We start from the raw sequence: 24401 nt of genomic DNA on the forward strand, positions 1-24401 counted from the left end.
CCTCGCGATCGTCCACGCCCTCCCCGCCACCGGCACCGGCGACATCACCGTACGCCCCGGTGGCGGGGCAGGATGGAGGTATGCAGATCCTCCCCCTGTCCCTCGAGCACGCGGACGCCGCCGCCCGGCTGTGGTCGGAGTGCGGGCTCACCCGCCCCTGGAACGACCCGCAGGCGGACTTCCGGATGGCGGCCTCCGGGCCGGCCTCGGAGGTCCTCGGCGCCCTCGCCGACGACACCCTGGTCGGCACCGTCATGGTCGGCCAGGAGGGGCACCGCGGGTGGATCTACTACCTCGCCGTCGCGCCGGAGCACCGGGGCGGCGGGCTCGGCCGGACGCTCGTGCGGGCCGCCGAGGAGTGGGTGGAGAGCCAGGGCATCCCCAAGGTCATGCTCATGATCCGGGCCGAGAACGACGAGGTCGCCCGGCTCTACGAGGACCTGGGCTACGTCGACCAGGGCGTGCGGGTGCTCGGCCGGTTCCTCGACGAGGACCTGCAGCGGATGCGCGAGCAGACCGCGGGCGGCTAGTCGGGCCGCGGGCCCCAGGACGGGTCCGGGACGCCGGGCGGCAGCAGCCGCTTGCGCGGCCGGCGTCCGCGCGGTGGCGCCTCCCCCGAGCCCTCACCGGGTTCCTTGGCCCCCGGCCACGGCTTGGACGCGCGTGCAGCGAGCACGAAGTCCTTGCGCAGCGGGGTGCCCTCGAAGCCCTCGGGCAGCAGCAGCGGCCGCAGGCCCAGCCCGGTCCGGTCGTCGAAACCCTCGACGAGGAGGCCGAACATCTCGTGCGTCTCCCGCTCGTGCCAGGCCGCGCCGGCGAAGAGGTCGGTCACCGAGCGCAGCGGCGTGCCCTCGGGCACCCGGGTGCGCAGCACCAGCCGGCGGAGCCCACCGGGACCGGGAGCACCCACCCGCAGCAGGTGGCACAGGACCTCCAGACCCGGGACGAGCGGCTCCCCCTGGGTCTCGTCGCCCCCCGGGGCGTCGCCATCCTGCGCGTCTCCCTCCTGGGCGTCGGACTCGTCGACCGCGGAGAGCCAGTCGAAGAAGGCATACCCCTCGGCGCGGGCGGAGCGGACCGCCTCGTGCCACTCCCCCGGCTCGACCCGCCGCTGCACCGGGACGCTCACGCGCCGCCCTCCGGTGGCGCGACCAGGCCCCGCTGGACCTCCGCCCCGCTGACCGGCCGGTCGGCATACCTCGACCCGTGCAGCGACCCCGCGCGGGCCCGACCGGGCGTCTCCGCGGCGATCTGCTCCTGCAGCATGACGATGCCGTGCAGCAGCGCCTCCGGCCGCGGCGGGCAGCCGGGCACGTAGACGTCGACCGGGATGAGCTGGTCGACCCCCTTGGTGACCGAGTAGCTGTCCCAGTAGGGCCCGCCCGAGTTGGAGCAGGCGCCGAAGGAGATGACGTACTTCGGCTCCGGCATCTGGTCGTAGAGCCGGCGGATCGCCGGGGCCATCTTGTCGGTGACCGTCCCCGAGACGACCATGAGGTCGGACTGGCGCGGCCCCGGGGCGAAGGGGATGACCCCCAGCCGGATGAAGTCGTGCCGGGCCATGGACGCGCTGATGAACTCGATCGCGCAGCAGGCCAGGCCGAAGTTGAAGACCCACAGGGAGTACTTCCGGCCCCAGTTGAGCACGACCTGCACCGCACGGGGGGCCCGTTCCACCGGCGCACCGACCCGCGGCGTCGGCAGGGTGGTGGTCGTCGGGCCGCTCACCTGCTCGGGCACGTCACCACCACCTCAGCAGCCCGCGGCGCCACACGTGCAGCAGAGCCACGACGAGGACGCCGATGAAGACGGCCATCTCGACCAGGCTGGCGGGGCCGAGACCGGACCGGAGCACCAGCGCCCAGGGGAAGAGGTAGACGGCGTCGACGGCGAAGACGACGTAGAGCAGCGCGTAGACGAGGTAGCGCACGCTGCCCTGCTCCCACCCGGAGCCGACCGGGTCGACCCCGGACTCGTAGGTCGTCACCTTCGCGGGGGTGGGGTCGCTCGGCGCCAGCAGCCGGCGCGCGCCCGTGCCGGCCGCCACCAGGGCGACCCCGAGCAGCGTCACCAGCGCGACGACGAGGTAGTCGGACATCACCCGGAAGCCTAGCCGCCGACGTCGACGAGGTGCTGCAGGCCGACCCCGACGATCGTCGCGGCGCGCAGCTGGTCGACGGGCTCGGCGCTGCGGGTCTGCACGACCAGCACGGACCCGTCCGGCGCGGCGTCCGGGGTCTCGTCACCCGCCCGCTCCGGCTCGACGTAGAACGACATCGCCAGCACCCCGGGCAGCGAGCCACCCTTGTAGGCCTGGTAGGCGACGTCCTCGGGCGACGGCAGGCCCGGGTTCGCGGCGAGGATCTCCCGCAGCGGCTCCCCGTCCGGGTCCTCGGCGAGCTGCTGCAGGCGGGCGTGCAGCGTGCAGATCTGCGCCCCGGTGAGGAACCAGCCGATGCCGTCCTGCCACCGCGGCTCGGTCACCGTGGCCGGGTCGAGGTCGAGCTCGGCGGGCAGGTCGGCGAGCATCGCCTCACGCCGCTCGGGGACGAGCGCCTCGGCCCACCGGGTCCGCACCTCGCTGTCCACCTGCCAGCCCAGCTGGAAGACCTGGCGGGTGCTCGGCACGGGCATGATCGCGGTCGGGTCCAGCCCGGCCGCGACGGCGGTGTCGCGCAGCGCGCCCTGGCCGAGGCGGTCGATGAGCAGGTCGGTGGCGGTGTTGTCGCTGACGGAGATCATCAGGCCGGCCGCCTCGCGGACGCTGACGGTGGAGCCCTCGGGGCGGTCCTGCAGCTCGCCGGACGGCAGGCTGACCACCTCGGGGGTGAGGGTGAGCTCCTCCTCCCACGCCAGCTCGCCCGCGCGCACCTGGTCGGCCACGGCGGCCAGGACCAGGAGCTTGACGACCGACCCGCTGGGGAAGGGGTCCCCGCCCGGCTCGACGCCGGGGGACGTGTAGGTCGTCGTGCAGGTCCCGTCCTCGACCTGGCCGACCACCACCTGGCTCGTGCCGCCCAGCTCGGCCAGCGCCGCGTCCAGGTCCGCCCAGTCGTCGACCTCGGGGGTCGCCCCCGAGGTGTCCGGCTGGAGGAGCAGCGTGGAGACGAGCCCCTGCTCGTCCACGCTGACCGTCAGGAGCAGCGGCTCCTGCGCCGCCAGGCTGAGGACGGCGGTGCGCCCCACCCCGGAGGCCGGGGCGGCCGCGGTCACCACGTAGGGCCCGGCCCGGCGCACCTGGGCCAGGACCAGGCCGAGCTCGACCGGGGACACCTGCTCCAGGAAGTCCGGGGCGAGGCGCTCGGCGGCCTCCTGCCCCGCGGGCCCCTCGGCGTCCTCCTCGAGCAGACCCAGCACCCACTCCACGGCGTCGACCAGCTCAGGGTCGGTGAGGGCCTCGGCCGGGTCGACCGGCTCCGGCGCGGCCGTGGAGGCGGCGACCTCCGGAGGCACCGAGGTCGCGGAGGCGTCCTCCGGCGCGGCGGTCTGGACGACCAGCGGCGGGGTCGAGGTCTGCGCGACGTCGTCGTCGTACTCCTCGGTGCACCCGACCAGCAGCAGCGAGGCACCGAGCAGCCCCCCGATGACCCGTCGCACGTCCGCCTCCTCGCCTGGTCCCCCTATCTCAGCACGCGCCACGGCCGGTCGCAGGGCCGGGCTGCGCGGGAGCGGACCGGCTCAGCCGCGGGCGGCCCGGAGCGCGTCGCCGGCCTGCACGGCATACCCGCCGCCGAAGAGGAGGACGTGCACGAGCAGCGGCACCGTCTGGAACACCGCGGTCCGCCGCTCCCAGCCGTCGGCCAGGGGGAACGCCTCGACGTAGGCGGCGAGGACCCTGCCGCTGAACCCGCCGAAGAGCTGCATCATCGCGAGGTCCACCTCCCGGTGGGCGTAGTGGGCGCACGGGTCGATGAGCCAGCTGTGGCCCCGGTCGTCGACGAGCCGGTTGCCGGCCCACAGGTCGCCGTGGACGAGGGTGGGCGGCTCCACCGGGCCGAGGTGCTCGGCGCCCAGCGCCTGCGCGTCGGCCAGCGCCGAGGCGTCCATCCGGCCGGTCTCGACGGCGCGCCGGGCCAGCGGCACCACCCGTCGCTCCAACCAGGACTCGGCCAGCGTGTCGCACGGGGCGAGGTCCACCGGGCAGTCCCCGAGGTAGGCCGTCGGCTCGCCGTCGACGGCGCCGTACCGCTCCCCCGTGGTCCGGTGCAGGGAGGCCAGCTCGCGCCCGAACGCCTCCTCGGACGCGGCGGTGCGGTGCCCCCCGGAGGGCACCCGCTCGATGCTGATGCCGGTGCCCGAGACGTCGAGCACCTCGGGGACCCGCGCACCGGCCGCCGCGAGCGCGCGCAGCCCCACGGCCTCCCGGTCGAAGAACAGCGCGGGTGCGTCGGGCCGGGTCTTGGTGAAGGCGGCGGCTGCGGGTCCCATGGCCCCACCCTCGCAGCAGCGGCCGGTGAGAGGGTGGGGGGCATGCACATCATCACCGTCTGCCTGGGCAACATCTGCCGCTCGCCCGCCGCCGAGGCCGTGCTCACCCGCGCCCTCGACGAGGCCGGCATCGAGGGAGTCACCGTGAGCTCGGCCGGGACGGCCGACTACCACGTGGGCGAGCGCCCGCACCCGTCCTCGACCGCGGAGGGCGAGAGCCGGGGGTATGCCTTCACCACCCGGGGGGCGCAGTTCGCCGTCGGCGACTTCGACGGGGGCGACCTGGTCCTCGCCATGGACTCCGGCAACGAGCGCGACCTGCTCGCCCTGGCCCGGACCCCCGAGGACCAGGCCAAGGTCGTGCGGCTCGGCGCCTTCGCCTCCGACGCCGGCGACGGGGTGCGTGACGTGCCCGACCCGTGGGGTGCGGAGCGGGAGGCCTTCGTGGCGATGTACGACCAGATCGAGGACGCCGTCGCCGGGCTGGTCCGCGCCCTCCAGGAGGACCGGGTGGGCGAGGTCGTCGCCGCGCAGCGCGCGCCGCGCTGAGGTCAGACCGGGGCCGGCCCGCGGTTCCGAGGACCGTCCCCGTCCAGCCCCACCTCGCGCCACATCCACGCGACCGTCCGCGCCGCGGCGTCGCGGTCCGCCGCCCGCTCCGAGCGGGCGATGAGGGTGGGCCGCCCCCGCAGGTGCTGCCACCCGTCCGGGCCGATGTAGGACCCCGGCGGTAGGGGCTGGGTGAGCGCGAAGAGCACGGCAGCGGCCCCCTGCGGGGCCGACATCGCGAACGGGCGGCTGGCCGCGGTGACCAAGCGGTCCAGCCTCGGGTCGCCGGTCGCGTTCTGCAGGTTGGTGAGCACCCAGCCGGGGTGGACCAGCTGCACCTGGGTGCCGGGCGGCATCCGCCCACCCAGGTCGAGGCCCCACTGCATCGCGACGAGCTTGGCGCGGGAGTAGGCCCGCGGCAGGGTCCACCGCGTGCGCCGCAGGTGCGGGTCCTCCAGGTCGACCCGGCCGGAGGTGTGCGCGTGGGAGGTGACGAGGACCACCCGCTGGTGCACCAGGGGCAGGAGGGACTCCACGAGCAGCATCGGCCCGAGGGCGTTGACCGCGAGCAGCAGCTCGTGTCCGTCGACCGACTCCCGCCGCCGACGTGAGACGGCCCCGGCGACGTTGACCAGGTCGGCCCGCTCCTCCCCCAGCAGCCCGGCGACCTCTTCCGCCGCCCTGCGCACGGAGGTCAGGTCGGCCAGGTCGAGGTCCACCAGCGTCACGGCGTCGGACCCCGGGGCGGCGCTCTCGCGCAGCAGCCGGGCCCGCACCCGCTCCCCCTTGACCCGGTCCCGCACGGGCAGCACCAACCGGGCGCCCCACCGGGCCAGGTGGAGGGCCACCTCGCGGCCGATCCCGTCGCTGCCACCGGTCACGACGACGGTGCGGCCGCGCAGGTCCGGGACGCCCAGGTGCTCCCACCCGAGCGCCTCCCGGGCGTGTTCCGCCGCCGCCGCCGTCATGCCGCCGAGTCTGCCAGCGGACCGGCTCGTCGTCGCCGGAGGGGCGTGCCCCGGCGGCTACCCTGTCGCCATGACCCTGACCCTGGAGACGGCCCCCGACCGCGCGTCCTACATGGCAGCCCTGCTCGATCTCCCGGTCAGCAGCCCGCTGCAGGGATGGGGGTACGGCGAGGCCCGCAAGGAGCTGGGCCAGGAGCCGGTCCGCTACCTCGTCCGGCAGGGCGGGCGCACCGTGGGCGCGGTGCAGCTCATGCGCAAGACGCTGGCCCCCGGCGTGAGCACGCTCTACGCCCCGCGCGGACCCGTGCTCGCCGACCGGATGCTGCTGCCCGAGTTCGCCCGCGCCGTCCGGTCGGTCGCCCGCCGCAGCGACCACTTCCTCACGATCGAGCCCCCGGAGCCCATCTTCGCCGGTGACAGCCCCGAGCAGGAGGACCTCGCGGCCGAGCAGGCCGTCATCCCGGACCGGATCGGGCCGTTCCGCCGGGCCCGGACCGAGCAGCCCGAGCACACCATCCTCATCGACACCCGCCCGGACCCGGAGACCATCTTCGCCGGGCTGCACAAGATGGCCCGCCGCAACGTGCGCACCTCGGAGCGGATGGGGGTGCAGGCCGGCCGGGACGACAGCTTCGAGGACTTCTGGGAGATCTTCACCGCGACCAACGAGCGCTCGAGCCTCGGCGCCTTCCCGCGCCGCTACTACGAGACGCTGCTGCGCGAGGCCGACCAGGACGGGGGCGAGGCCTACCTGCTGCTGTCCCGGCACGAGGGGCGGGCGCTGGCCGGTGGTTTCTTCCTCGGGCTCGGCGACACCACGACCTACCTCTACGGCGGGTCGGTGCGCGACGACCGTCCGCCCTCGGAGGGCGAGAAGCGCAAGGACGCCAAGGCCCCGGACGCGTTCTACTGGAGCGCGATCCGGGACGCCCACGAGACCGGGTACGCCCAGCTGGACCTCTGGGGCATCCCCCGGCTGCTGGACGAGAAGAAGCACTCCTTCGGGGTGCTCCGGATGAAGCTCAAGTTCGGGTCGCAGAGGTACTGGTACCCCGCCTACGACCTGGCCCTGTCGCCGCTGAGCTCCCCGCTGCGGGCCGCGCTCAAGGTGCGCCGGTCCTACCTCAACTACCGCAGCTTCGGCACCACCGACGACATCCTCTGACCCGGCCCGGGGCGCGGCCCCGTGCGATGCTGGACGGATGCACGAGCAGGCACGCGCCGAGCTGGAGGCCAAGCAGACCGAGGTCCGCGCCCAGATGGAGCAGCTGAGCCGGCCCATCCAGGACCAGGGCAGCATCTCCTTCGGCAAGCGGGTCGGGGACGGCACCTCGATGGCCGTGGACCGCCTCACCGCGGTGAGCGCGCACGACAACCTGCAGGGGCTGCTGGACGACATCGCCACCGCGCTGGCCGCCGTCGAGGACGGCAGCTACGGCCGCTGCCGGGTGTGCGGCGAGGAGATCCCCGAGGGCCGGCTCGAGGCCCGGCCCTGGGCGACCACCTGCGTCCGGCACGGCTGAGCGGACCGTCGTCCGGCGGGCGGCGGCCCGGTCGGCAGCGCTATTAGGGGAGAGTAGTCTTGTCTATTGACATGTCTTCTACTCCACTGCACCAGCTCGAGCGCGTCGTCATCCGCTTCGCCGGGGACTCCGGTGACGGCATGCAGCTCACGGGCGACCGCTTCACCTCCGACACCGCGGCGCTGGGCAACGACCTGTCCACGCTGCCGAACTTCCCGGCCGAGATCCGCGCCCCCCAGGGCACGCTGCCCGGGGTCAGCTCCTTCCAGGTGCACTTCGCCGACCACGACATCGCCACCCCCGGCGACGCGCCGGACGTCCTGGTCGCGATGAACCCGGCCGCGCTCAAGGCGAACCTCGCCGACCTGCCGCGGGGCGCGACGGTCATCGCCAACTCCGACGAGTTCACCCGGCGCAACCTCGCCAAGGTGGGGTATGCCGCCAGCCCGCTGGAGGACGGCTCGCTCGCCGACGCCGGCTACCACGTGCACGCGCTGCCGCTCACGTCGATGACCGTCGAGGCGCTCGCCGGCGTCGACGGGCTGACCCGCAAGGAGAAGGAGCGGGCCAAGAACATGCTGGCCCTGGGCCTGCTCTCCTGGCTCTACTCGCGCGACACCGCCTCCACCGAGGCCTTCCTGCGGGCCAAGTTCGCGCGGGCTCCCGAGATCCTCGAGGCCAACCTCACCGCGCTGCGCACCGGCCACGCCTACGGCGAGACCACCGAGGACTTCGCGGTGCGCTACCAGGTCGCCCCCGCACCGATGAGCCCGGGCACCTACCGCACCATCACCGGCAACCAGGCGCTGGCGCTGGGGCTCGTGGCCTCGGCCTACCGCACCGGGCTGCCGCTCGTGCTCGGGTCCTACCCCATCACCCCGGCCTCGGACATCCTGCACCAGCTGTCCGCGCTCAAGGCGCACGGCGTCACCACGCTGCAGGCCGAGGACGAGATCGCCGCGATCGGGATGGCGCTCGGCGCCAGCTTCGGCGGATCCCTGGGCGTCACGACGACCTCGGGACCCGGCCTGGCGCTCAAGAGCGAGACGATCGGGCTGGCCGTGGCCACCGAGCTGCCGCTGCTCGTCATCGACATCCAGCGCGGCGGCCCCTCGACCGGCCTGCCGACCAAGACCGAGCAGGCCGACCTGCTCCAGGCCCTGCACGGCCGCAACGGCGAGTCGCCGGTCGCGGTCGTCGCGGCGCAGTCGCCGACCGACTGCTTCGACGCGGCCCTGGAGGCGGTGCGCATCGCGACCACCTACCGCACCCCGGTCATCCTGCTGTCCGACGGCTACCTCGGCAACGGATCCGAGCCCTGGCAGATCCCCGCCACGGCGCAGCTGCCCGACCTCACCGTGGAGCACACCACCGAGCCCAACGCCACCGACGAGCGGGGCGAGCCGGTCTTCCACCCCTACCTGCGCGACGAGCAGACGCTGGCCCGGCCCTGGGCGGTGCCCGGCACCCCCGGCCTGGAGCACCGGATCGGGGGCATCGAGAAGGCCGACGTCACCGGCAACATCTCCTACGACCCGGCCAACCACGACCGGATGGTGCGCCTGCGGCAGGCCAAGATCGGGGCGATCGCCGACTCCATACTCCCGATCGAGGTGGACGACCCCAGCGGTGAGGCGCGCGTCCTCGTCCTCGGGTGGGGCTCGACCTACGGGCCGATCGGCGCCGCCACCCGGCTCGTGCGCGCCACCGGCGCCAAGGTCGCGCGGGCCCACCTGCGCCACCTCAACCCCTTCCCCGCCGACCTCGGCGAGGTCCTGCGCCGCTACGACCGGGTGGTCGTGCCCGAGATGAACCTCGGCCAGCTCGCGCTGCTGCTGCGCGGCACCTACCTCGTCGACGTCCGCAGCCACACCCAGGTGCGCGGCCTGCCGTTCACCGCGGGCGAGCTGGCGCAGGTGATCCACGAGAACCTCATGGAGGTCCAGTCGCAGGAGGTGACGGTATGACGACCACCGAGCTCGGGCTGCCGGCCCGCCGGGGCACCGAGGGGGTGCCCACGCTCCCCGAGGGCGAGCAGCAGACCAAGAAGGACTTCACCTCCGACCAGGAGGTCCGCTGGTGCCCGGGGTGCGGCGACTACGCCGTGCTCGCGGCGGTGCAGGGCTTCCTGCCCGACCTCGGGCTGCGCCGGGAGAACATCGTCTTCATCTCCGGCATCGGCTGCTCCAGCCGCTTCCCGTACTACCTCGACACCTACGGCATGCACTCCATCCACGGGCGAGCCCCGGCCATCGCGACCGGCCTGGCCACCGCGCGGGAGGACCTGTCGGTGTGGGTCGTCACCGGTGACGGAGACGCCCTGTCGATCGGCGGCAACCACCTCATCCACGCGATGCGGCGCAACGTCAATCTGACGATCCTGCTCTTCAACAACAAGATCTACGGCCTGACCAAGGGGCAGTACTCCCCCACCTCGGACGTGGGGGCGGTCACCAAGTCGACCCCGTCCGGCTCGGTCGACCACCCGTTCAACCCGGTGTCGCTCGCGCTGGGCTCGGAGGCGACCTTCGTCGCGCGCACCATGGACTCCGACCGCGCCCACCTCACCGAGGTGCTCAAGGCGGCAGCCGCGCACCGCGGCACCTCGCTGGTCGAGATCTACCAGAACTGCCCGATCTTCAACGACGGCGCCTTCCAGCTGCTCAAGGACCGCGACGAGGCGACCGGCCGGGTGGCGCACCTGCGCGCCCACGAGCCGGTGCGGATCGGCGCCGAGGGGAGCGCGGAGGCCAGGGTGGTCGTCCGCGACCCCGAGGGCCGTCTCCACGTCGTCCCCGAGCAGGAGGTGCCGGAGGGGCACACCGTCGTCGTGCACGACCCGGCCGACCCCGACCCGACGCCGGCCTTCGGGCTCTCCCGCCTGGACGACCCCAGCATGCAGACCGTCCCCATGGGCATCTTCCGGCAGGTGGAGCGCCCGACCTACGACGACGGCGTCCGACAGCAGGTGCAGGAGGCCTCTGCGGGCACGACCCGGGACGCGGCGTCCCTCGACGCGCTGCTGCGCGGCCGGGACACGTGGACCGTCGACGGCACCCGCCCGGGCGAGGTCGAGCAGCTGCTCGAGGGCGAGACGACCGAGGGCCCGACCCCCGCTGCCGGGGAGGTGCTCGCCGAGGAGGGCGAGGACGTCTACGACGAGGACGCCTCCTAGGATGCGGTGGTGACGGACGAGGCCGAGCGCAGGCGCCAGCACGGCACCGCCTACGGGTTCCTCGCCTACCTCCTCTGGGGCGTCTTCCCGCTCTACTTTGCCGCCCTGCGGCCGGCCGGACCCTGGGAGATCGTCGCTCACCGCATCGTGTGGACCCTGGTGCTGTGCGCGGCCGTCCTGCTCCTCACCCGCGACCTGCGCTGGATGGTGCAGCTGGCGCGGGCACCCCGCCGGCTGGCCGGGGTGATGCTCGCCGGGCTGCTCATCACCACCAACTGGGGCATCTACACCTACGCCGTGCTCACCGGCCACGTCACCGAGGCCGCGCTGGGTTACTTCCTCAACCCGCTGGTGACCGTCGCCCTCGGCGTGGTCATCCTGCGGGAGCGGCTGCGGCGGCTGCAGTGGACCGCGGTGGGCATCGGCGCCGCGGCCGCGGTCTACCTCACCGTGGACTACGGCTCACCGCCGTGGATCAGCCTGGCGCTGGCCTGCTCGTTCGCCACCTACAGCCTGCTCAAGAACCGGCTGGGGGTGTCGCTCAGCCCGCTGCGCTCGCTCGTGGGCGAGACCGCCACCGTGCTCCCGCTCGCCCTGCTCCTCCTCCTGTGGCTGGACCGCACCGGTCAGACCACGTGGGGCGGGCACGGCGAGGTGCACACCGTCCTGCTCATGTCGACCGGCGTGGCGACCGCGGTGCCGCTGCTGCTCTTCGCCGCCGCCGCCAGCCGGGTGCCGCTGTCGACGATCGGCCTGCTGCAGTTCCTCACCCCCTTCCTGCAGCTCATGACCGGCGTCCTGCTGCTGGGCGAGACCGTGCCCGCCTCCCGCTGGGTCGGCTTCGCCCTCGTCTGGGTGGCGCTGGTGGTGCTCTCCACCGACATGGTGCGCCAGGTGCGCCGGGCCCGCGCCGAGCGGCGCGCCCGGGTGCGCGCCGCCCGGGAGGGGCGGCCCGACCTGGTCGACCCCGCCCCCTGCTAGGACGACGCATACCTGCACGCGATGCACTTTTGCACACCGTGCACATTTCCGTATGCTCGTGGTCGTGACTGTGCGACCGGACTCCGCGGCGGGCCGCGGGACCGACCCCGCCGCGCCGGGCCGCCGTGAGCTCAACAAGGCGCGCACCCGCGAGGCGATCGTGGGCGCGCTGCGCGAGCTGGTGGCCGATCTGCCCGCAGCGGAGGTCACCGTGGAGCAGGTGGCCGAGCGCGCGGGGGTGTCGCGCCGCACCTTCTTCAACTACTTCGGCGGCATCCCCGCCGTCCTCAGCGACGTGTTCGCCGAGCACGCGGCCGCGATGATCGCGCAGCTGGACCCCGACGTCATCGGCGGGGACCCGGTCACCGCGCTGCGCGGGCTGGTCCGCACCCACGGCATCCCCGAGGACCTGCTCGGCTGGTTCGTCGCCCTGAACCGCCACGGCGCCGACACCGACGCCACGATCCTGCTCGAGCGCACCGTCTGGGCCGACATGGCCGCGTGGCTGCGGGAGCGGCTGCGCGCCGTGCTGCCGGAGGCGGACCCGCTCTTCGTGGCCACCCTGGCCTCGGCCGTCATGAGCTGCTTCCAGGCGACCGAGGAGGTGTGGCTCAAGGATCTCGACACCGAGTGCCCCGAGCCGCTCCCGCGCGGCGACGTCGCCACCTTCCACGACCACCTCGACCGCGCCCTCGGCCTGCTCGCCGACGGGTGGCGCTCCCCCTCCTCCTGACCCACCGAAAGGACCACCGTGGCCACCCTGCTGCACCGACTCGGGCGCTGGTGCGCCCAGCACCGCCTGGGCGTCGTCGTCATCTGGGCCGCCGTGCTCGGCCTGACCGTCACCGGCATGCTCACCATGGCCAAGCCGCTGTCCAACGAGTTCTCCATCCCCGGCAGCCGGTTCGAGGCGGTCCTCCAGACGCTGCAGGAGGAGATCCCCGACGCCGCAGGGACGACGGGGACCGTCGTCTTCCAGGCCGACGACGGCTTCACCGACGCCCAGCGCTCGGCCGTCGCCGACGCCGTGGACGAGTGGGAGCAGCTGGACGGCGTCACCGCCGTCGACCCCTTCGAGGCGCAGCAGGAGCTGGACGCCACCGAGGGCGACCTCGCCGACGGCCGGGCCGAGCTGGCCGACGCCAGGGAGCAGCTGGCCGACGGCCGCGACCAGCTCGAGCAGGGCCGGGCCGACCTGGAGCAGGCCCGCGAGGAGCTCGAGGACGGACGCGCCCAGCTCGAGAGCGGCCAGGAGGAGCTGGACGCCCAGGCCGCGACCCTCGAGGAGTCGCAGGCCGAGCTGGACGCCCAGCTCGAGCAGCTCGAGGCGGGCGTCGCGGCGGGTCAGGTGCCGCCGCAGGCCGAGGAGCAGGCCCGGGCCGAGATCGCCGCGGGCCAGGCGCAGATCGACGCCGGCCGCGAGCAGCTGGCCGCCGCGCAGGCCGAGATCGACGCCCAGCGCGAGCAGCTGGAGTCCGGCGAGGCGGAGATCGCCGCGGGCGAGGAGGAGCTGGAGAGCAGTGCCACCGAGCTCGAGGACGGCGAGGCCGAGGTCGCGCAGGGCGAGGAGGACCTCGCCGCCGCCGCGCGCCTCGCGGACCTCACCGACGGCTTCCGGGTGGTCAGCGAGGACGGCACCACCGCCCTGACCCAGGTGTCGGTCGCCGACGCCGAGGGGTTCATCCCGCCGGAGACCACCGAGGCCATCCAGCGCATCGGCGACGACCTGGAGAGCGAGGGCCTGCAGGTCGACTTCTCCAAGGAGATCACCGACGACCTGTCCAGCCTGCTCGGCCCGGGCGAGGTCATCGGGCTGGTCATCGCGGCCGTCGTGCTGCTCGTCATGCTCGGCAGCCTCATCGCCGCCGGGCTGCCGATCCTCATGGCCCTGGTCGGCGTCGGGGTCGGCCTCACCGGCGCCCTGGCCCTGTCGCGCTTCGTCGACATGCAGTCCATCACCCCGGTGCTGGCCCTCATGCTGGGCCTCGCGGTGGGGATCGACTACTCCCTGTTCCTCATCAACCGGCACCGTGAGCAGCTGCGGCGCGGGATGCCGGTCGCCCCGTCGATCGCGCTCGCCGTGGGCACCTCCGGCAACGCGGTGACCTTCGCCGGTCTGACCGTCATCATCGCGCTCGTCGCGCTCACCCTGACCGGCATCCCCTTCCTCGGGATCATGGGCATCGTGGCCGCGGCGACCGTCGCCATCGCCGTGCTCGTCGCCATCACCCTCACCCCGGCCATGCTCTCGCTCATGGGCCACCGGGTGCTGCCGCGCCGGGAGCGTCCCGGCAGCCGGCAGGGACGGCACGAGGAGTCACCGGCCGAGCAGGGAGACGACCTCGGCCGCGGGTGGGCCGCGCGGGTGCAGCGCCACCCCTGGCTCGCCCTCGCCGGGGTCCTCGTCGTCGTCGGCGCGCTGGCCTGGCCCACCGCGCAGCTGCGCCTGGGCCTGCCGGACGGCGGCACCGAGCCGGCCGGGTCCACGGCATACACCACCTATGACACCGTCCGCGAGGAGTTCGGCGCGGGGGCCAACGGACCGATCCTCGTCGTGGCCGAGCTGGACGAGCCGGTCGCCGAGGGCGACACGGCGCTGTTCACGACCCAGGCCGACCTGGGTGAGGAGCTGGCCGCCGTCGACGGCGTCACCCAGGTGCTGCCCGCCGGCGTCAACGACGACCGGGACGTCCTGGCCTTCCGGGTGCAGCCCGAGGGGGGTCCGGCCGACGCGTCCACCGAGGCGCTCGTCGACCGGCTCGGCCCCGCCGTCGAGCAGATCGGTGAGGACCAGGGGGCGACCCTGGGCCTGACCGGGCAGACCGTCGCCAACATCGACGTCTCCGAGCAGCTGGCCGATGCGCTGCCGATCTACCTCGTGGTGGTCGTCGGGCTCTCGCTCATCCTGTTGCTGCTGGTCTTCCGCTCGGTCGTCGTGCCGCTGCTGGCGACCGGCGGGTTCCTGCTGAGCATCGGCGCGGCCTTCGGTGCGGTCGTCGGGGTCTACCAGCTCGGTTTCGCCTCCGGCTTCTTCGGGGTCAACGAGGCCGGCCCGATCCTGTCGTTCCTGCCGATCCTGCTCATCGGCATCCTCTTCGGGCTCGCCATGGACTACCAGGTCTTCCTGGTGTCGGCGATGCGCGAGGAGCACGTGCACGGGCGGGCCGCCCGGGACGCCGTCGTCGCCGGCTTCAACCACAGCGCCCGGGTCGTCACCGCCGCGGCGATCATCATGATCTCGGTGTTCGCCGGGTTCGTCTGGGCGCACCTGACGATGGTCCGTCCCATCGGCCTGGGCCTGGCGGTCGGCGTCCTCGTCGACGCCTTCCTCGTGCGGATGACGCTCACCCCTGCGGTCATGTCGCTGCTGGGCGAGCGGGCCTGGTGGCTGCCCCGCTGGCTCGAGCGCATCCTGCCGGACGTGGACGTGGAGGGCGCCCAGCTGGAGCGGGACCTCGGCGCCACGACCGCAGGGGCCGGGTCCGACGCGCCCGCTCAGGAGGGCGAGGCCGCGCCGGCCCGCTGACCGGCCGCCCGCAGCAGCGTCCGGGCGCCGACCCGCGCGGCCTGGTCACCCTCGGTGATCTGCAGCGCGAGCCGGCGCCCGGTGCGCAGGTAGACCACGATGCCGGGACCGCCGGCGTCCACGATGTAGGCCGTCCGGTCCGGGAGGGCCCGTAGCCCGATGCCACCCCAGCGCATGGGGTCGAGGTCCTGGACGTCCACCCCGGCGACCTGGTCGGCCCGCACGCGGGAGACCGTGACGGGCAGCACCCGCGAGCGCACCCGCAGCCCGTCCTGGTCGACCTCGACGGTCACGGTGGACCAGAGCAGCGCCAGCCCGCCCGCGCCGAGCCCGGTGAGCAGGACGACCACGAGCAGCACGACGCTCTCGTCGGCGACGAGCAGCACGACGGCGACGAGCGCGAAGACGACGAGCAGGCCGCCGGCCAGCACCTGGAGGGTCCGCGAGGACACCTGCGTGGCCCACGGCTGCACCGGCTCCACCGGGCGTCCTCGCACGGGCTGCACCCGCGAGCGCTCGGGCACCAGGTCGGCCAGCTCCTCCGCGGTCGGCGCCCACCGGCCGTGCACGGCATACCCCACGACGCCGGCCAGCAGCGCGCCCAGGACCGCCAGCAGCGGCCACCACTCACGCACGCCCTCCACGCCGTCCACCCCGACCCGCCAGACGGTGACGAGGTAGAGCAGCACGGCGCCCCAGGAGACCGCGGCGACGGCGGACATGACCCACCGGCCCCAGCTCGGCGGGACCACCCTCCGCGCGATGGAGGCGACGGCCGCGACCACGGTGCAGACCACCGTCGTGGCGAGGACCCCGGCGAGGAATCCCGGGCCGCTCGCGAAGCCGTCCGGGACCCGACCGGACCAGTGCGTCGGCACCCGCTCGGGGGGCGTGACGACCGCCAGGGCGACCAGCAGGACCGCGAGGGGCGTCATCGCCCAGGCTCCGGCGAGCGTGCGTCGCACGTCCGGCCTCCTTCAGGGTGGGGAGGTCCCAGCGTAGTCGCCGGGGTGCGAGCCCAAGTCGTCACCGGCCCGACGGCGGACCTTCACCTGGACGACGCCCGGAAGGGGGTGAGCGGGCCTAGGTTCCCAAGGGTCCGTGGCCCCGCCCGGACCCGTCCCGGAGGAAGGACCCTCATGACCCAGCTCACCGAGCGCCGGAGCCTGCTGCCGCTCCTCGCCGCCCACCCCGGCGGACGCAGTGCCGCGACCTGCCGCTACCGCTGCGGCGACGCCTGCTCGCAGCCCGTGCCCAACACCAGCGACAACGCCTACTTCGGTGACGTCGTCACCGCGGCCGTGCAGCGGCGCAGCCTCCTGCAGGCGGGCGCCGCGGCCACCGGCGCGGTCGCCCTGGCCTGGGGCACGGCCCGGCCGGCGGCGGCCGGGCCCGGTCGGGGCCGCCCGGGGATCGCGGGCTTCAGCCCCATCCCGCCGACGCCCGCCGACGTCGACGAGCTGGTGGTGCCGGAGGGCTACAAGTGGGCGCCGGTCATCTCGTGGGGGGACCCGATCGACCCGGGTGCGCCGGCGTTCGACGTCGACCGGCAGAGCGTCGAGGCGCAGCGGCGCCAGGCCGGCTACAACGCCGACTACCTCACGCTGCGCCGGGGCGGTGCCCGCGGGAACGCGGCCAACCGGGGGCTCATCGCGTTCAACAACGAGTACACCAATCCCGAGAGCATGTTCCCGGACTGGAGCGGCTCCCCCACTCCCGAGCAGGCCATGATCGAGATGGCCGCCCACGGGATGACCATCGTCGAGGTGTCCCGCCGCAACCCGTTCTCGCCGTGGCGCTACGACGTGGCCGGCCGCCGCAACCGCCGCATCCACGCGCACACCCCGTTCGCGGTGGACGGCCCGGCCGCGGGGTCCGCCCTTCTGCGGACCGCCGCCGACCCGCGCGGCCGCACCGTGCTGGGCACGCTCAACAACTGCGCCGGCGGCGACACGCCCTGGGGCACGATCCTGTCCGGCGAGGAGAACTTCAACCAGTACTTCGACGCGGACGGCGCGGACGACCCGGACGGCGCCCTCGCGCGCTACGGCATCACCTCCGGCGGCCGCGGGTGGGAGCAGGCCGACGACCGCTTCCGGGTCGCCGACCACCCCAACGAGGTGCACCGCTTCGGCTGGATCGTCGAGGTCGACCCGGACGACCCCCGCTCCACCCCGGTGAAGCACACGGCGCTCGGCCGGTTCAAGCACGAAGGGGCCACCATCCGGCTGGCCGACGACGGCCGGGCCGTCGCCTACATGGGCGACGACGAGCGGTTCGACTACATCTACAAGTTCGTCTCCCGCGAGCGCTACCGCAAGGGCGACAAGCGGCACAACATGCGGCTGCTCTCCGAGGGCGACCTCTACGTCGCCCGGTTCACCGGCGACGGGTTCGAGGACGGCGAGTTCGACGGCTCGGGTGAGTGGCTGCCGCTGCTGGTGGACGGCCGGTCCCACGTCCCGGGGATGTCGGTCGAGGAGGTGTGCGTGCACACCCGCCTGGCCGCGGACCTCGTGGGCCCCACCAAGATGGACCGGCCCGAGGACGTGCAGCCGAACCCGCACACCGGCCAGGTCTACGTCGCGCTCACCAACAACACCCGACGCACCCCCGGGCAGACCGACGAGGCCAACCCGCGGGCCAACAACAAGTTCGGCCACGTCATCCAGTGGACGGAGGCCGGCGACGACGCCGCCGCGCTGACCTTCCGGTGGCGCATCGTGCTCATCGCCGGCAACCCGGACGACCCGAGCACGTACTTCTCCGGCTACGACCGCAGCCAGGTCAGCCCGATCAGCTGCCCGGACAACGTCGCCTTCGACGGCCACCCCGACCACCTGTGGATCGCCACGGACGGCGCCCCGGGCACCATCGGCACCTGCGACGGCATGTTCCTCATGCCCACCGCCGGGCCCGAGAAGGGCAAGGTGCAGCAGTTCCTCTCCGTCCCCACCGGGGCCGAGTGCTGCGGGCCGGTGGTCTCCTGGGACGAGCGGTCGGTGCTGGTGAGCGTGCAGCACCCGGGCGAGGGCGGCGTGCCCAGCGGCTACCCCTACCTCGGCGACCCGGTCCCCCGGCCCGGCGTGGCGCACGTCTACCGCGGGAAGCGCTGAGCAGGCCCGGCGGCCCGGCCGCGGTGCGGTCGGGCCGGGCCGCAGGGCGGTCAGCGGGAGCGGTCGGCCACGCCGTCGACCAGCGCCCGCAGCGCGTCCACCGCGGGTGAGGGCTGCAGGTCCTCGAGCAGCTCCCGGGCCTGGGCGGCCATGGCCAGGGTGCGCTCCCGGGCCTGCGCCATCGCGGGGTGCCGGCGCAGCAGCTCGAGGGCCTCGGCCAGCTCGGCCGGGTCCTCGACCGGGCCGGCGATGAGCTGCTGCAGCCGCGCGTCGGCGGGGTCCGTGCTGCCGCGCGCGTAGAGCACCGGCAGGGTCGCCTTGCCCTCGCGCAGGTCGGCCCCGGGCGTCTTGCCCGAGTCGTCGGCCGCCGAGGCGACGTCCAGCAGGTCGTCGGCCAGCTGGAAGACGACCCCGAGGGTCTCACCGTAGGCGGTGAGCGTCCGCACCGTGCGCTCGTCGCAGCCCCCGAACATCGCGCCGTAGCGCGCGGCCGTGGCGATGAGCGACCCGGTCTTGTCCGCGAGGATCGACAGGTATGCCTCGACCGCGGCGTCGTGCCCGCCCGCCTCGGGCCCGGCCACCCCCTGGCGGTCGTCCCGGATCTGCCCGGCGCAGAGGCGGACGAAGGTCTCGGCCTGGATCTTCACCGCCTCCGGCCCGAGCCCGGCGACCACGGCCGAGGCGGTGCCGAAGAGCAGGTCGCCCACGAGGATGGCCGTGGCGTTGCCGTAGCGCGCGTTGGCGCTGCTGACCCCCCGCCGCAGGTCCGCCTCGTCCATGACGTCGTCGTGGTAGAGCGAGGCCAGGTGGGTGAGCTCGACGCCGACCGCCGCATCCACCACCTGTTCGTCCCAGCCGCGACCGACCTCGCTGGTCAGCAGGGTCAGCAACGGTCGGAACCGCTTGCCCCCCGCGCGGGCCAGGTGCAGGTTGGCCTCGGCGATGAACGGGTCCTCGTGGTCCAGGACCTCCTCGAGCCGGCTCGCGACCCTGCCCAGCCCCGCCTGGACCCGACCGGTCAGCGCGTCGTCGGAGCCAGGGATGGTCGCGGTGCTCACCGCAGGAACGCCGCGGTGCTCTGTGCGAGGTCCAGGACCGGGGAGGGCATGACCCCGAGGGCCAGGGTGATGGCGACGCCGACGAGGATCGCGAACGAGGTCATCCACGACGGTCGGACGACCGCGGTGCCGGACGCGTCGGCCGGGTCACCGAGCCACATCTGCACGACCAGGACGAAGTAGATGTAGGCGGTCACGGCGCTGGCGAGCACCCCGACGACCGCCAGCCACGCCCAGCCCTGGCTGACCGCGGCGGAGAACACCGCGAATTTGCCGGTGAAGCCGCTGGTCAGCGGCAGCCCGGCGAAGGCCATGAGCAGGAAGGTGAAGCTGGCCGCGATCCACGGAGAACGCCGGCCCAGACCGGCCCACTGGTCGACCAGCGTGGCCTCGGTCCCGGCGCTGCGCACCAGGGCGACGATGGCGAAGGCGGGGATCGTCATGAAGCCGTAGGTCGCGAGGTAGAACATCGTGCTGGAGACCCCGGCGACGTCCAGGGCGACGACCCCGGTGAGGATGAAGCCGGCGTGCGCGATCGAGGAGTAGGCCAGGATCCGCTTGACGTCGGTCTGCACGATCGCGAGCAGCGCCCCGACGACCATCGACAGGGCCGCCACGACCGCGATGACCGGCTGCCACTCCAGCCGGGCACCCTCGACGGCGACGTAGAGGACGCGCAGCATGGCGCCGAACGCGGCGACCTTGGTGCAGGCGGCCATGAAGCCGGTGACCGGGGTGGGGGCACCCTGGTAGACGTCCGGCGTCCAGGCGTGGAACGGCACCGCACCGACCTTGAAGAGCAGGCCGACGGTCACGAGCAGGACACCCGGGACGAGCAGCCCGTCCATGCCCACGTTGCTGCTGATGGCGGCCGCGATGTCGGAGAACCGCATGGAGCCGGCGTAGCCGTAGAGCAGCACCGCACCGAAGAGGAAGAACGCGGAGGAGAAGCTGCCGAGCAGGAAGTACTTCAGCGAGGCCTCCTGCGAGAGCAGCCGCCGGCGCCGGGCCAGGCCGCACAGGACGTACAGGGGCAGCGAGAGGACCTCCAGCGCCACGAAGAGGAGGATGAGGTCGTTGGCCGCGACGAAGAGCATCATCCCGCCCACCGACATGAGCATCAGCGGGTAGATCTCCGTCGTCGTGGCACCGACCTTGGCCGCCAGCGTCTCCTCCGCCGAGCCGGGGGTGGACACCCCGGACTGGGTGAAGGCGTCCGGCTGCTCCCCGCCGAACCGCTCGCTCATGACGAGCAGCCCCAGGATCGACAGCACCAGCACCAGGCCCTGCAGGGCGAGGGCCACCCCGTCGACGGCCACCGTGCCCGCCGCGGTGATGCCCGTGTTGTCCCGCCCCAGCAGGACGAGGGCGAGCAGCGCCAGGACGAGCGTGGCGACGGACAGCGGGACCTGCACGGCATACCGCGTGCGCCGGGACGCGAAGCCCTCCACCGTGACCCCGACGAGGCCGCCGACGAAGACGATGATCATCGGCAGCAGCGCCGTGTAGTTGATGTCCGGCGCGACGAACATGGAGCCACCCATCAGTGGTCACTCCCCTCGGTCGAGTGGTTGGCAGCGGTGTCCACGGCGGGCGCGGGGTCGCTGATGCCGACCGTCTGCAGCGTCTGCTGCACGGCGGGCTCCAGCAGGTCGAGCACCGGCTTGGGGTAGAAGCCCAGCACGAGGAAGGCCGCGATGATCGGGGCGACGACCCACTTCTCCCGGCCGCTCATGTCCCGCACGTCCTCGACGTCCGGCCCCGTCGGGCGCGGGCCGGTGGCGACCTTCTGGTACATCACCAGGATGTAGACGGCCGCCAGGATGACGCCGATGGCGGAGATGACCCCCAGCCACGGGTGCCGGCCGAAGGTGCCGACGATGACGAGGAACTCGCTGACGAAGGAGTTGAGCCCGGGCAGCGCCAGGCCGGACATGCCCGAGACGAACAGCGCACCCGCGACGAGCGGGGTGACCCGCTGCCACCCGCCGAAGTCGCGCAGGTCGCGCGAGCCCCGGCGGACGATGAGCATGCCCGCCACGAGGAACAGCCCGGCCGTGGTGAACCCGTGGTTGACCATGTAGAGCGTCGCGCCGGTCTGGCTCACCGTGGTGAAGGCGAAGATCCCCAGCACGATGAACCCGAAGTGGCTGATCGAGGTGTAGCTGATGAGGCGCAGCATGTCGGTCTGCCCGATGGCGAGGAACGCGCCGACGAACAGCGAGACGAGGGCGAGCGCCAGGATCACCGGCGTGGCCCACTGGCTGGCCTCGGGGAACAGCGTGAGGCAGAAGCGGATCATGCCGTAGGTGCCGACCTTGTCGAGCACCCCGACGAGCAGGACCGAGGTGGCCGGACGGGCCTGCTCGGCGGCCAGCGGCAGCCAGGTGTGCACCGGCCACATGGGCGCCTTGATCGCGAAGGCGATGAAGAAGCCGACGAAGAGCCAGCGACCGGCCTCCACCGACAGGTCCAGACCGGTGAGGTTGGAGAGCAGGAAGCCGTCGGTGCCGCGCGGGCCGGCGAGGTAGACCCCGATGACCGCGACGAGCATGACGAGCCCGCCGGCGAGCGAGTAGAGCAGGAACGACGTGGCCGCCCGCGCCCGACGGCTGCCGCCGAACACCCCGATGAGGAAGTAGACCGGGATGAGCATGGCCTCGAAGAAGACGTAGAAGAGGAACACGTCGATGGCGGCGAAGACGCCGACCATCATCGAGGTGAGCGCCAGCATGAGGGCGAAGTAGGCGTGCTGGCGTCGGCCGACGGCCGGGACGTCGTCCCAGGCGGCGACGATGCAGATCGGCACCAGCACCAGCCCGAGCAGGATCATCGACAGCGAGATGCCGTCGACGCCCAGGGCGTAGGACACCCCGAACTGCGGGATCCAGGAGTAGACCTCGGTCAGCTGGAAGCGCTCACCGCCGGCGCCTCCGCCGACCCGGAACTGGGTGGCCGTCCCGATGCCGACGGCCAGGGTCAGCAGCGCCGTGCCGAGCGCCACCGGGCGCACGAGGGCGCTGCCCTTGGGCAGGAGGGACACCACGAGCGCGCCGACGAGCGGCAGCACGAGCAGCGTGGTCAACCAGGGAAAACTCATCACTGCATCACCCAGACGGCACCGAGGATCGCGACGACGCCCAGGAGCATCGTCAGGGCATAGGAGCGGACGAAGCCGTTCTGGGTACGCCGCAGCACCCGCGACAGGCCGTTGAGCCCGCCGGTCGTGCCACCGGTCACGGTGCCCTCGACCAGCACGCTGTCGGCCTCGACCGAGGTCCGCGCGAGCGTCATGGTCGGGCTGGTGAACAGCGCCTCGTTGACGTCGTCCTGGTAGAAGTCACGGCGGGCCGCGCGGGTCAGCGCGCTGCCGTGCGGCGCGGTCCGTGGCACGTCGCTGCGGACGTACATCACCCAGGCCAGGCCGGCGCCGGCCAGCAGGAGGACGAACGCCAGGATCTGGATCGCCAGGACCGGGATGAGCGGCTCGCCGTGCTCGGCGTGCCCGAAGACCGGCTCCAGCCACCCGGTGATGATCCCGGTCGGGTAGAGCACCGCGCCCAGGACCAGCGAGCCCAGCGCCAGGACCATCATCGGCACGGTCATCAGCAGCGGCGACTCGTGCGGGTGGGCGTCCTCGTGCCAGCGGGCCTTGCCGAAGAAGGTCATGAAGAACAGCCGGGACATGTAGAAGGCGGTGATCCCCGCGCCCAGCAGCGCGACGCCACCGAAGACCCAGCCGCGCCAGCCCGGCTCGGCGAAGGCGGTCTCGATGATGAAGTCCTTCGAGTACCACCCCGCGGTGAACGGCACACCGATGATGGCCAGCCAACCTGCCATGAAGGTGAGCCAGGTGATCTTGATGTCCGCCCGCAGGGCCCCGAAGCGGCGCATGTCCACCCGGTTGCCCATGGCGTGCATGACCGACCCGGCCCCGAGGAACATGTTGGCCTTGAAGAAGCCGTGCGTCACCAGGTGGAAGATCGCGTAGAGGTAGCCCACCGGCCCCAGGCCGACGGCCAGCATCATGTAGCCGATCTGGCTCATGGTGGAGGCGGCGAGGGCCTTCTTGATGTCGTCCTTGGCGCACCCGACGAAGGCGCCGTAGAGCAGCGTGATCGCGCCGACGACCGCGACGACGAGCCGGGCGTCCGGCGTGAGGTCGTAGATCGCCTGGCTGCGGGCGATGAGGTAGACGCCGGCGGTGACCATCGTCGCCGCGTGGATGAGCGCGGACACCGGGGTCGGGCCGGCCATCGCGTCGCCCAGCCAGCTCTGCAGCGGGAACTGCGCCGACTTGCCGCAGGCCCCGAGCAGCAGGGCCAGACCGATGAGGGTCAGCGTGAGGTCGCCCGCTCCCCCGGCGTTGCCGTGCACGGTCGCGAAGTCGAGCGCCCCGAAGGTGGCGAGCATGATCGCCATCGCGGTGATGAGCCCGACGTCACCGACCCGGTTGACGACGAACGCCTTGTTGGCGGCGGCGGCGTAGTCCGGGTTGTAGTTCCAGAAGCCGATGAGCAGGTACGACGCCAGACCGACGCCCTCCCAGCCGACGAAGAGCAGCAGGTAGGAGTCGGCGAGCACGAGGATGAGCATGGCCGCGACGAACAGGTTGAGGTAGGCGAAGAACCGGCGCTTGTCCGGGTCGTCCGCCATGTAGCCCAACGAGTAGACGTGGATGAGGCTGCCCACGAAGGTGATGAGCATGACGAAGGCCAGGGACAGCGGGTCCAGCAGCAGGCCGGCCGAGAGCGAGAGGTCACCCACGCTCACCCAGTCCCACAGCGGCACCGTCAGCGAGCGCTCCTCCGGGGCGAGCCCGGTGAGCTGCGCGATGATCGCGACGCCGACGCCGAAGCTGGCCCACGACAGACCGGTCGCCAGCGCGGGTCCCCACCGGTCGGTCGTCCGACCGCCGAGCAGCAGCACCGCCGCGCCGAGGAGGGGCAGCGCGACGAGCAGCCAGCCGGCCGACGCCACACCCCCGGCCTGGGTGGCGTGGACGGCGCTCGTTCCCCCGGCGTGTTCGGCCGTCGCGAGGCTGACCGTGGCCAGCCCGTGACTCAGGTCGTGCACA

Annotated in this window: 21 protein-coding genes; 10 read left to right on the top strand and 11 right to left on the bottom strand. The window is 73.3% G+C overall.

Features of this window, described 5'->3' with window-relative positions:
- Window positions 1-80 precede the first annotated feature (80 nt).
- A complete protein-coding gene (locus EUS26_RS12100) occupies window positions 81-530 on the top strand; it encodes a GNAT family acetyltransferase (protein WP_130014082.1) in 450 nt (149 codons plus the stop codon).
- Here the strand turns inward: EUS26_RS12100 and EUS26_RS12105 are convergent.
- The 5 genes from EUS26_RS12105 to EUS26_RS12125 all read right to left on the bottom strand — a co-directional run bounded on the left by EUS26_RS12105 (window position 527) and on the right by EUS26_RS12125 (window position 4428).
- Window positions 527-1129: an NADH-quinone oxidoreductase subunit C gene (locus EUS26_RS12105; RefSeq protein WP_130014083.1), complete on the bottom strand. Its 603-nt coding sequence runs from the start codon at window positions 1127-1129 to the stop codon at window positions 527-529. The two genes, EUS26_RS12100 and EUS26_RS12105, sit on opposite strands and share 4 nt — an antisense overlap.
- Window positions 1126-1740, bottom strand: coding sequence for an NADH-quinone oxidoreductase subunit B (locus EUS26_RS12110; RefSeq protein ID WP_130014084.1), 615 nt, complete (start codon window positions 1738-1740; stop codon window positions 1126-1128). Before EUS26_RS12110 ends, EUS26_RS12105 begins: the two co-directional genes overlap by 4 nt.
- Window position 1741: 1 nt before the next feature.
- On the bottom strand, window positions 1742-2098 hold the full coding sequence (locus EUS26_RS12115) for an NADH-quinone oxidoreductase subunit A (protein ID WP_130014085.1): 357 nt from the start codon (window positions 2096-2098) through the stop codon (window positions 1742-1744).
- An 11-nt stretch (window positions 2099-2109) separates the two neighbouring features.
- Entirely contained in the window at window positions 2110-3597 is a 1488-nt protein-coding gene (locus EUS26_RS12120; protein WP_130014086.1) for a serine hydrolase, read from the bottom strand.
- A gap of 81 nt (window positions 3598-3678) precedes the next feature.
- Window positions 3679-4428, bottom strand: coding sequence for a fructosamine kinase family protein (locus tag EUS26_RS12125; RefSeq protein ID WP_130014087.1), 750 nt, complete (start codon window positions 4426-4428; stop codon window positions 3679-3681).
- 42 nt (window positions 4429-4470) lie between these two features.
- On the opposite strand from EUS26_RS12125, the gene EUS26_RS12130 reads away from it, so the two are divergent.
- Window positions 4471-4977: a low molecular weight protein-tyrosine-phosphatase gene (locus EUS26_RS12130; RefSeq protein ID WP_130014088.1), complete on the top strand. Its 507-nt coding sequence runs from the start codon at window positions 4471-4473 to the stop codon at window positions 4975-4977.
- 2 nt (window positions 4978-4979) lie between these two features.
- On the opposite strand, the gene EUS26_RS12135 is transcribed toward EUS26_RS12130, so the two are convergent.
- Window positions 4980-5945 carry an SDR family NAD(P)-dependent oxidoreductase gene (locus EUS26_RS12135; RefSeq protein ID WP_130014089.1) on the bottom strand — a complete coding sequence of 322 codons (966 nt, stop codon included), beginning with the start codon at window positions 5943-5945 and terminating at the stop codon, window positions 4980-4982.
- A 70-nt stretch (window positions 5946-6015) separates the two neighbouring features.
- On the opposite strand from EUS26_RS12135, the gene EUS26_RS12140 reads away from it, so the two are divergent.
- From EUS26_RS12140 to EUS26_RS12170, 7 genes are all read left to right on the top strand, one after another.
- A complete protein-coding gene (locus tag EUS26_RS12140) occupies window positions 6016-7110 on the top strand; it encodes a lipid II:glycine glycyltransferase FemX (RefSeq protein WP_130014090.1) in 1095 nt (364 codons plus the stop codon).
- Between the two features lie 37 nt (window positions 7111-7147).
- A complete protein-coding gene (locus EUS26_RS12145; protein ID WP_130014091.1) occupies window positions 7148-7468 on the top strand; it encodes a TraR/DksA family transcriptional regulator in 321 nt (106 codons plus the stop codon).
- Between the two features lie 71 nt (window positions 7469-7539).
- Window positions 7540-9435: a 2-oxoacid:acceptor oxidoreductase subunit alpha gene (locus EUS26_RS12150; protein ID WP_130014092.1), complete on the top strand. Its 1896-nt coding sequence runs from the start codon at window positions 7540-7542 to the stop codon at window positions 9433-9435.
- Entirely contained in the window at window positions 9432-10643 is a 1212-nt protein-coding gene (locus EUS26_RS12155; protein ID WP_130014093.1) for a 2-oxoacid:ferredoxin oxidoreductase subunit beta, read from the top strand. Before EUS26_RS12150 ends, EUS26_RS12155 begins: the two co-directional genes overlap by 4 nt.
- 9 nt (window positions 10644-10652) lie before the next feature.
- Window positions 10653-11624: an EamA family transporter RarD gene (gene rarD / locus EUS26_RS12160; RefSeq protein WP_130014094.1), complete on the top strand. Its 972-nt coding sequence runs from the start codon at window positions 10653-10655 to the stop codon at window positions 11622-11624.
- A gap of 64 nt (window positions 11625-11688) precedes the next feature.
- Window positions 11689-12357, top strand: a complete 669-nt coding sequence (locus tag EUS26_RS12165; RefSeq protein WP_165368601.1) for a TetR/AcrR family transcriptional regulator — start codon at window positions 11689-11691, stop codon at window positions 12355-12357.
- 18 nt (window positions 12358-12375) lie between these two features.
- Window positions 12376-15150: an MMPL family transporter gene (locus EUS26_RS12170; RefSeq protein ID WP_130014096.1), complete on the top strand. Its 2775-nt coding sequence runs from the start codon at window positions 12376-12378 to the stop codon at window positions 15148-15150.
- Here the strand turns inward: EUS26_RS12170 and EUS26_RS16980 are convergent.
- A complete protein-coding gene (locus EUS26_RS16980) occupies window positions 15120-16115 on the bottom strand; it encodes a hypothetical protein (RefSeq protein ID WP_165368602.1) in 996 nt (331 codons plus the stop codon). The two genes, EUS26_RS12170 and EUS26_RS16980, sit on opposite strands and share 31 nt — an antisense overlap.
- A gap of 174 nt (window positions 16116-16289) precedes the next feature.
- Here EUS26_RS16980 and EUS26_RS12185 point away from each other — a divergent pair, with 174 nt between their 5' ends.
- Window positions 16290-18266 (top strand): PhoX family protein, encoded by a 1977-nt coding sequence (locus tag EUS26_RS12185; protein WP_130014098.1) that lies wholly within the window; start codon window positions 16290-16292, stop codon window positions 18264-18266.
- A 50-nt stretch (window positions 18267-18316) separates the two neighbouring features.
- On the opposite strand, the gene EUS26_RS12190 is transcribed toward EUS26_RS12185, so the two are convergent.
- From EUS26_RS12190 to nuoL, 4 genes are read right to left on the bottom strand one after another with little or no spacing between them, the layout of a single operon-like run.
- Entirely contained in the window at window positions 18317-19324 is a 1008-nt protein-coding gene (locus tag EUS26_RS12190; RefSeq protein ID WP_130014099.1) for a polyprenyl synthetase family protein, read from the bottom strand.
- On the bottom strand, window positions 19321-20868 hold the full coding sequence (gene nuoN / locus EUS26_RS12195; protein ID WP_130014100.1) for an NADH-quinone oxidoreductase subunit NuoN: 1548 nt from the start codon (window positions 20866-20868) through the stop codon (window positions 19321-19323). Before nuoN ends, EUS26_RS12190 begins: the two co-directional genes overlap by 4 nt.
- The gene (locus tag EUS26_RS12200; RefSeq protein ID WP_165368603.1) at window positions 20868-22424 is read right to left on the bottom strand and encodes an NADH-quinone oxidoreductase subunit M; all 1557 of its coding nucleotides are present in this window, start codon (window positions 22422-22424) and stop codon (window positions 20868-20870) included. Before EUS26_RS12200 ends, nuoN begins: the two co-directional genes overlap by 1 nt.
- Entirely contained in the window at window positions 22424-24400 is a 1977-nt protein-coding gene (gene nuoL / locus EUS26_RS12205) for an NADH-quinone oxidoreductase subunit L (RefSeq protein WP_130014121.1), read from the bottom strand. Before nuoL ends, EUS26_RS12200 begins: the two co-directional genes overlap by 1 nt.
- Window position 24401 lies beyond the last annotated feature (1 nt).

Origin of the sequence: Serinicoccus sediminis, assembly GCF_004153545.1 — a bacterium.
Lineage (GTDB): Bacteria > Actinomycetota > Actinomycetes > Actinomycetales > Dermatophilaceae > Ornithinicoccus > Ornithinicoccus sediminis_A.

Coding starts and splice junctions, on each gene's coding strand:
- EUS26_RS12100 (WP_130014082.1), top strand. CDS start 81: ATGCAGATCCTCCCCCTGTCCCTCGAGCACGCGGACGCCGCCGCCCGG.
- EUS26_RS12115 (WP_130014085.1), bottom strand. CDS start 2,098: ATGTCCGACTACCTCGTCGTCGCGCTGGTGACGCTGCTCGGGGTCGCC.
- EUS26_RS12125 (WP_130014087.1), bottom strand. CDS start 4,428: ATGGGACCCGCAGCCGCCGCCTTCACCAAGACCCGGCCCGACGCACCC.
- EUS26_RS12130 (WP_130014088.1), top strand. CDS start 4,471: ATGCACATCATCACCGTCTGCCTGGGCAACATCTGCCGCTCGCCCGCC.
- EUS26_RS12135 (WP_130014089.1), bottom strand. CDS start 5,945: ATGACGGCGGCGGCGGCGGAACACGCCCGGGAGGCGCTCGGGTGGGAG.
- EUS26_RS12140 (WP_130014090.1), top strand. CDS start 6,016: ATGACCCTGACCCTGGAGACGGCCCCCGACCGCGCGTCCTACATGGCA.
- EUS26_RS12145 (WP_130014091.1), top strand. CDS start 7,148: ATGCACGAGCAGGCACGCGCCGAGCTGGAGGCCAAGCAGACCGAGGTC.
- EUS26_RS12150 (WP_130014092.1), top strand. CDS start 7,540: ATGTCTTCTACTCCACTGCACCAGCTCGAGCGCGTCGTCATCCGCTTC.
- EUS26_RS12155 (WP_130014093.1), top strand. CDS start 9,432: ATGACGACCACCGAGCTCGGGCTGCCGGCCCGCCGGGGCACCGAGGGG.
- EUS26_RS12185 (WP_130014098.1), top strand. CDS start 16,290: ATGACCCAGCTCACCGAGCGCCGGAGCCTGCTGCCGCTCCTCGCCGCC.
- nuoN (WP_130014100.1), bottom strand. CDS start 20,868: ATGGGTGGCTCCATGTTCGTCGCGCCGGACATCAACTACACGGCGCTG.
- EUS26_RS12200 (WP_165368603.1), bottom strand. CDS start 22,424: ATGAGTTTTCCCTGGTTGACCACGCTGCTCGTGCTGCCGCTCGTCGGC.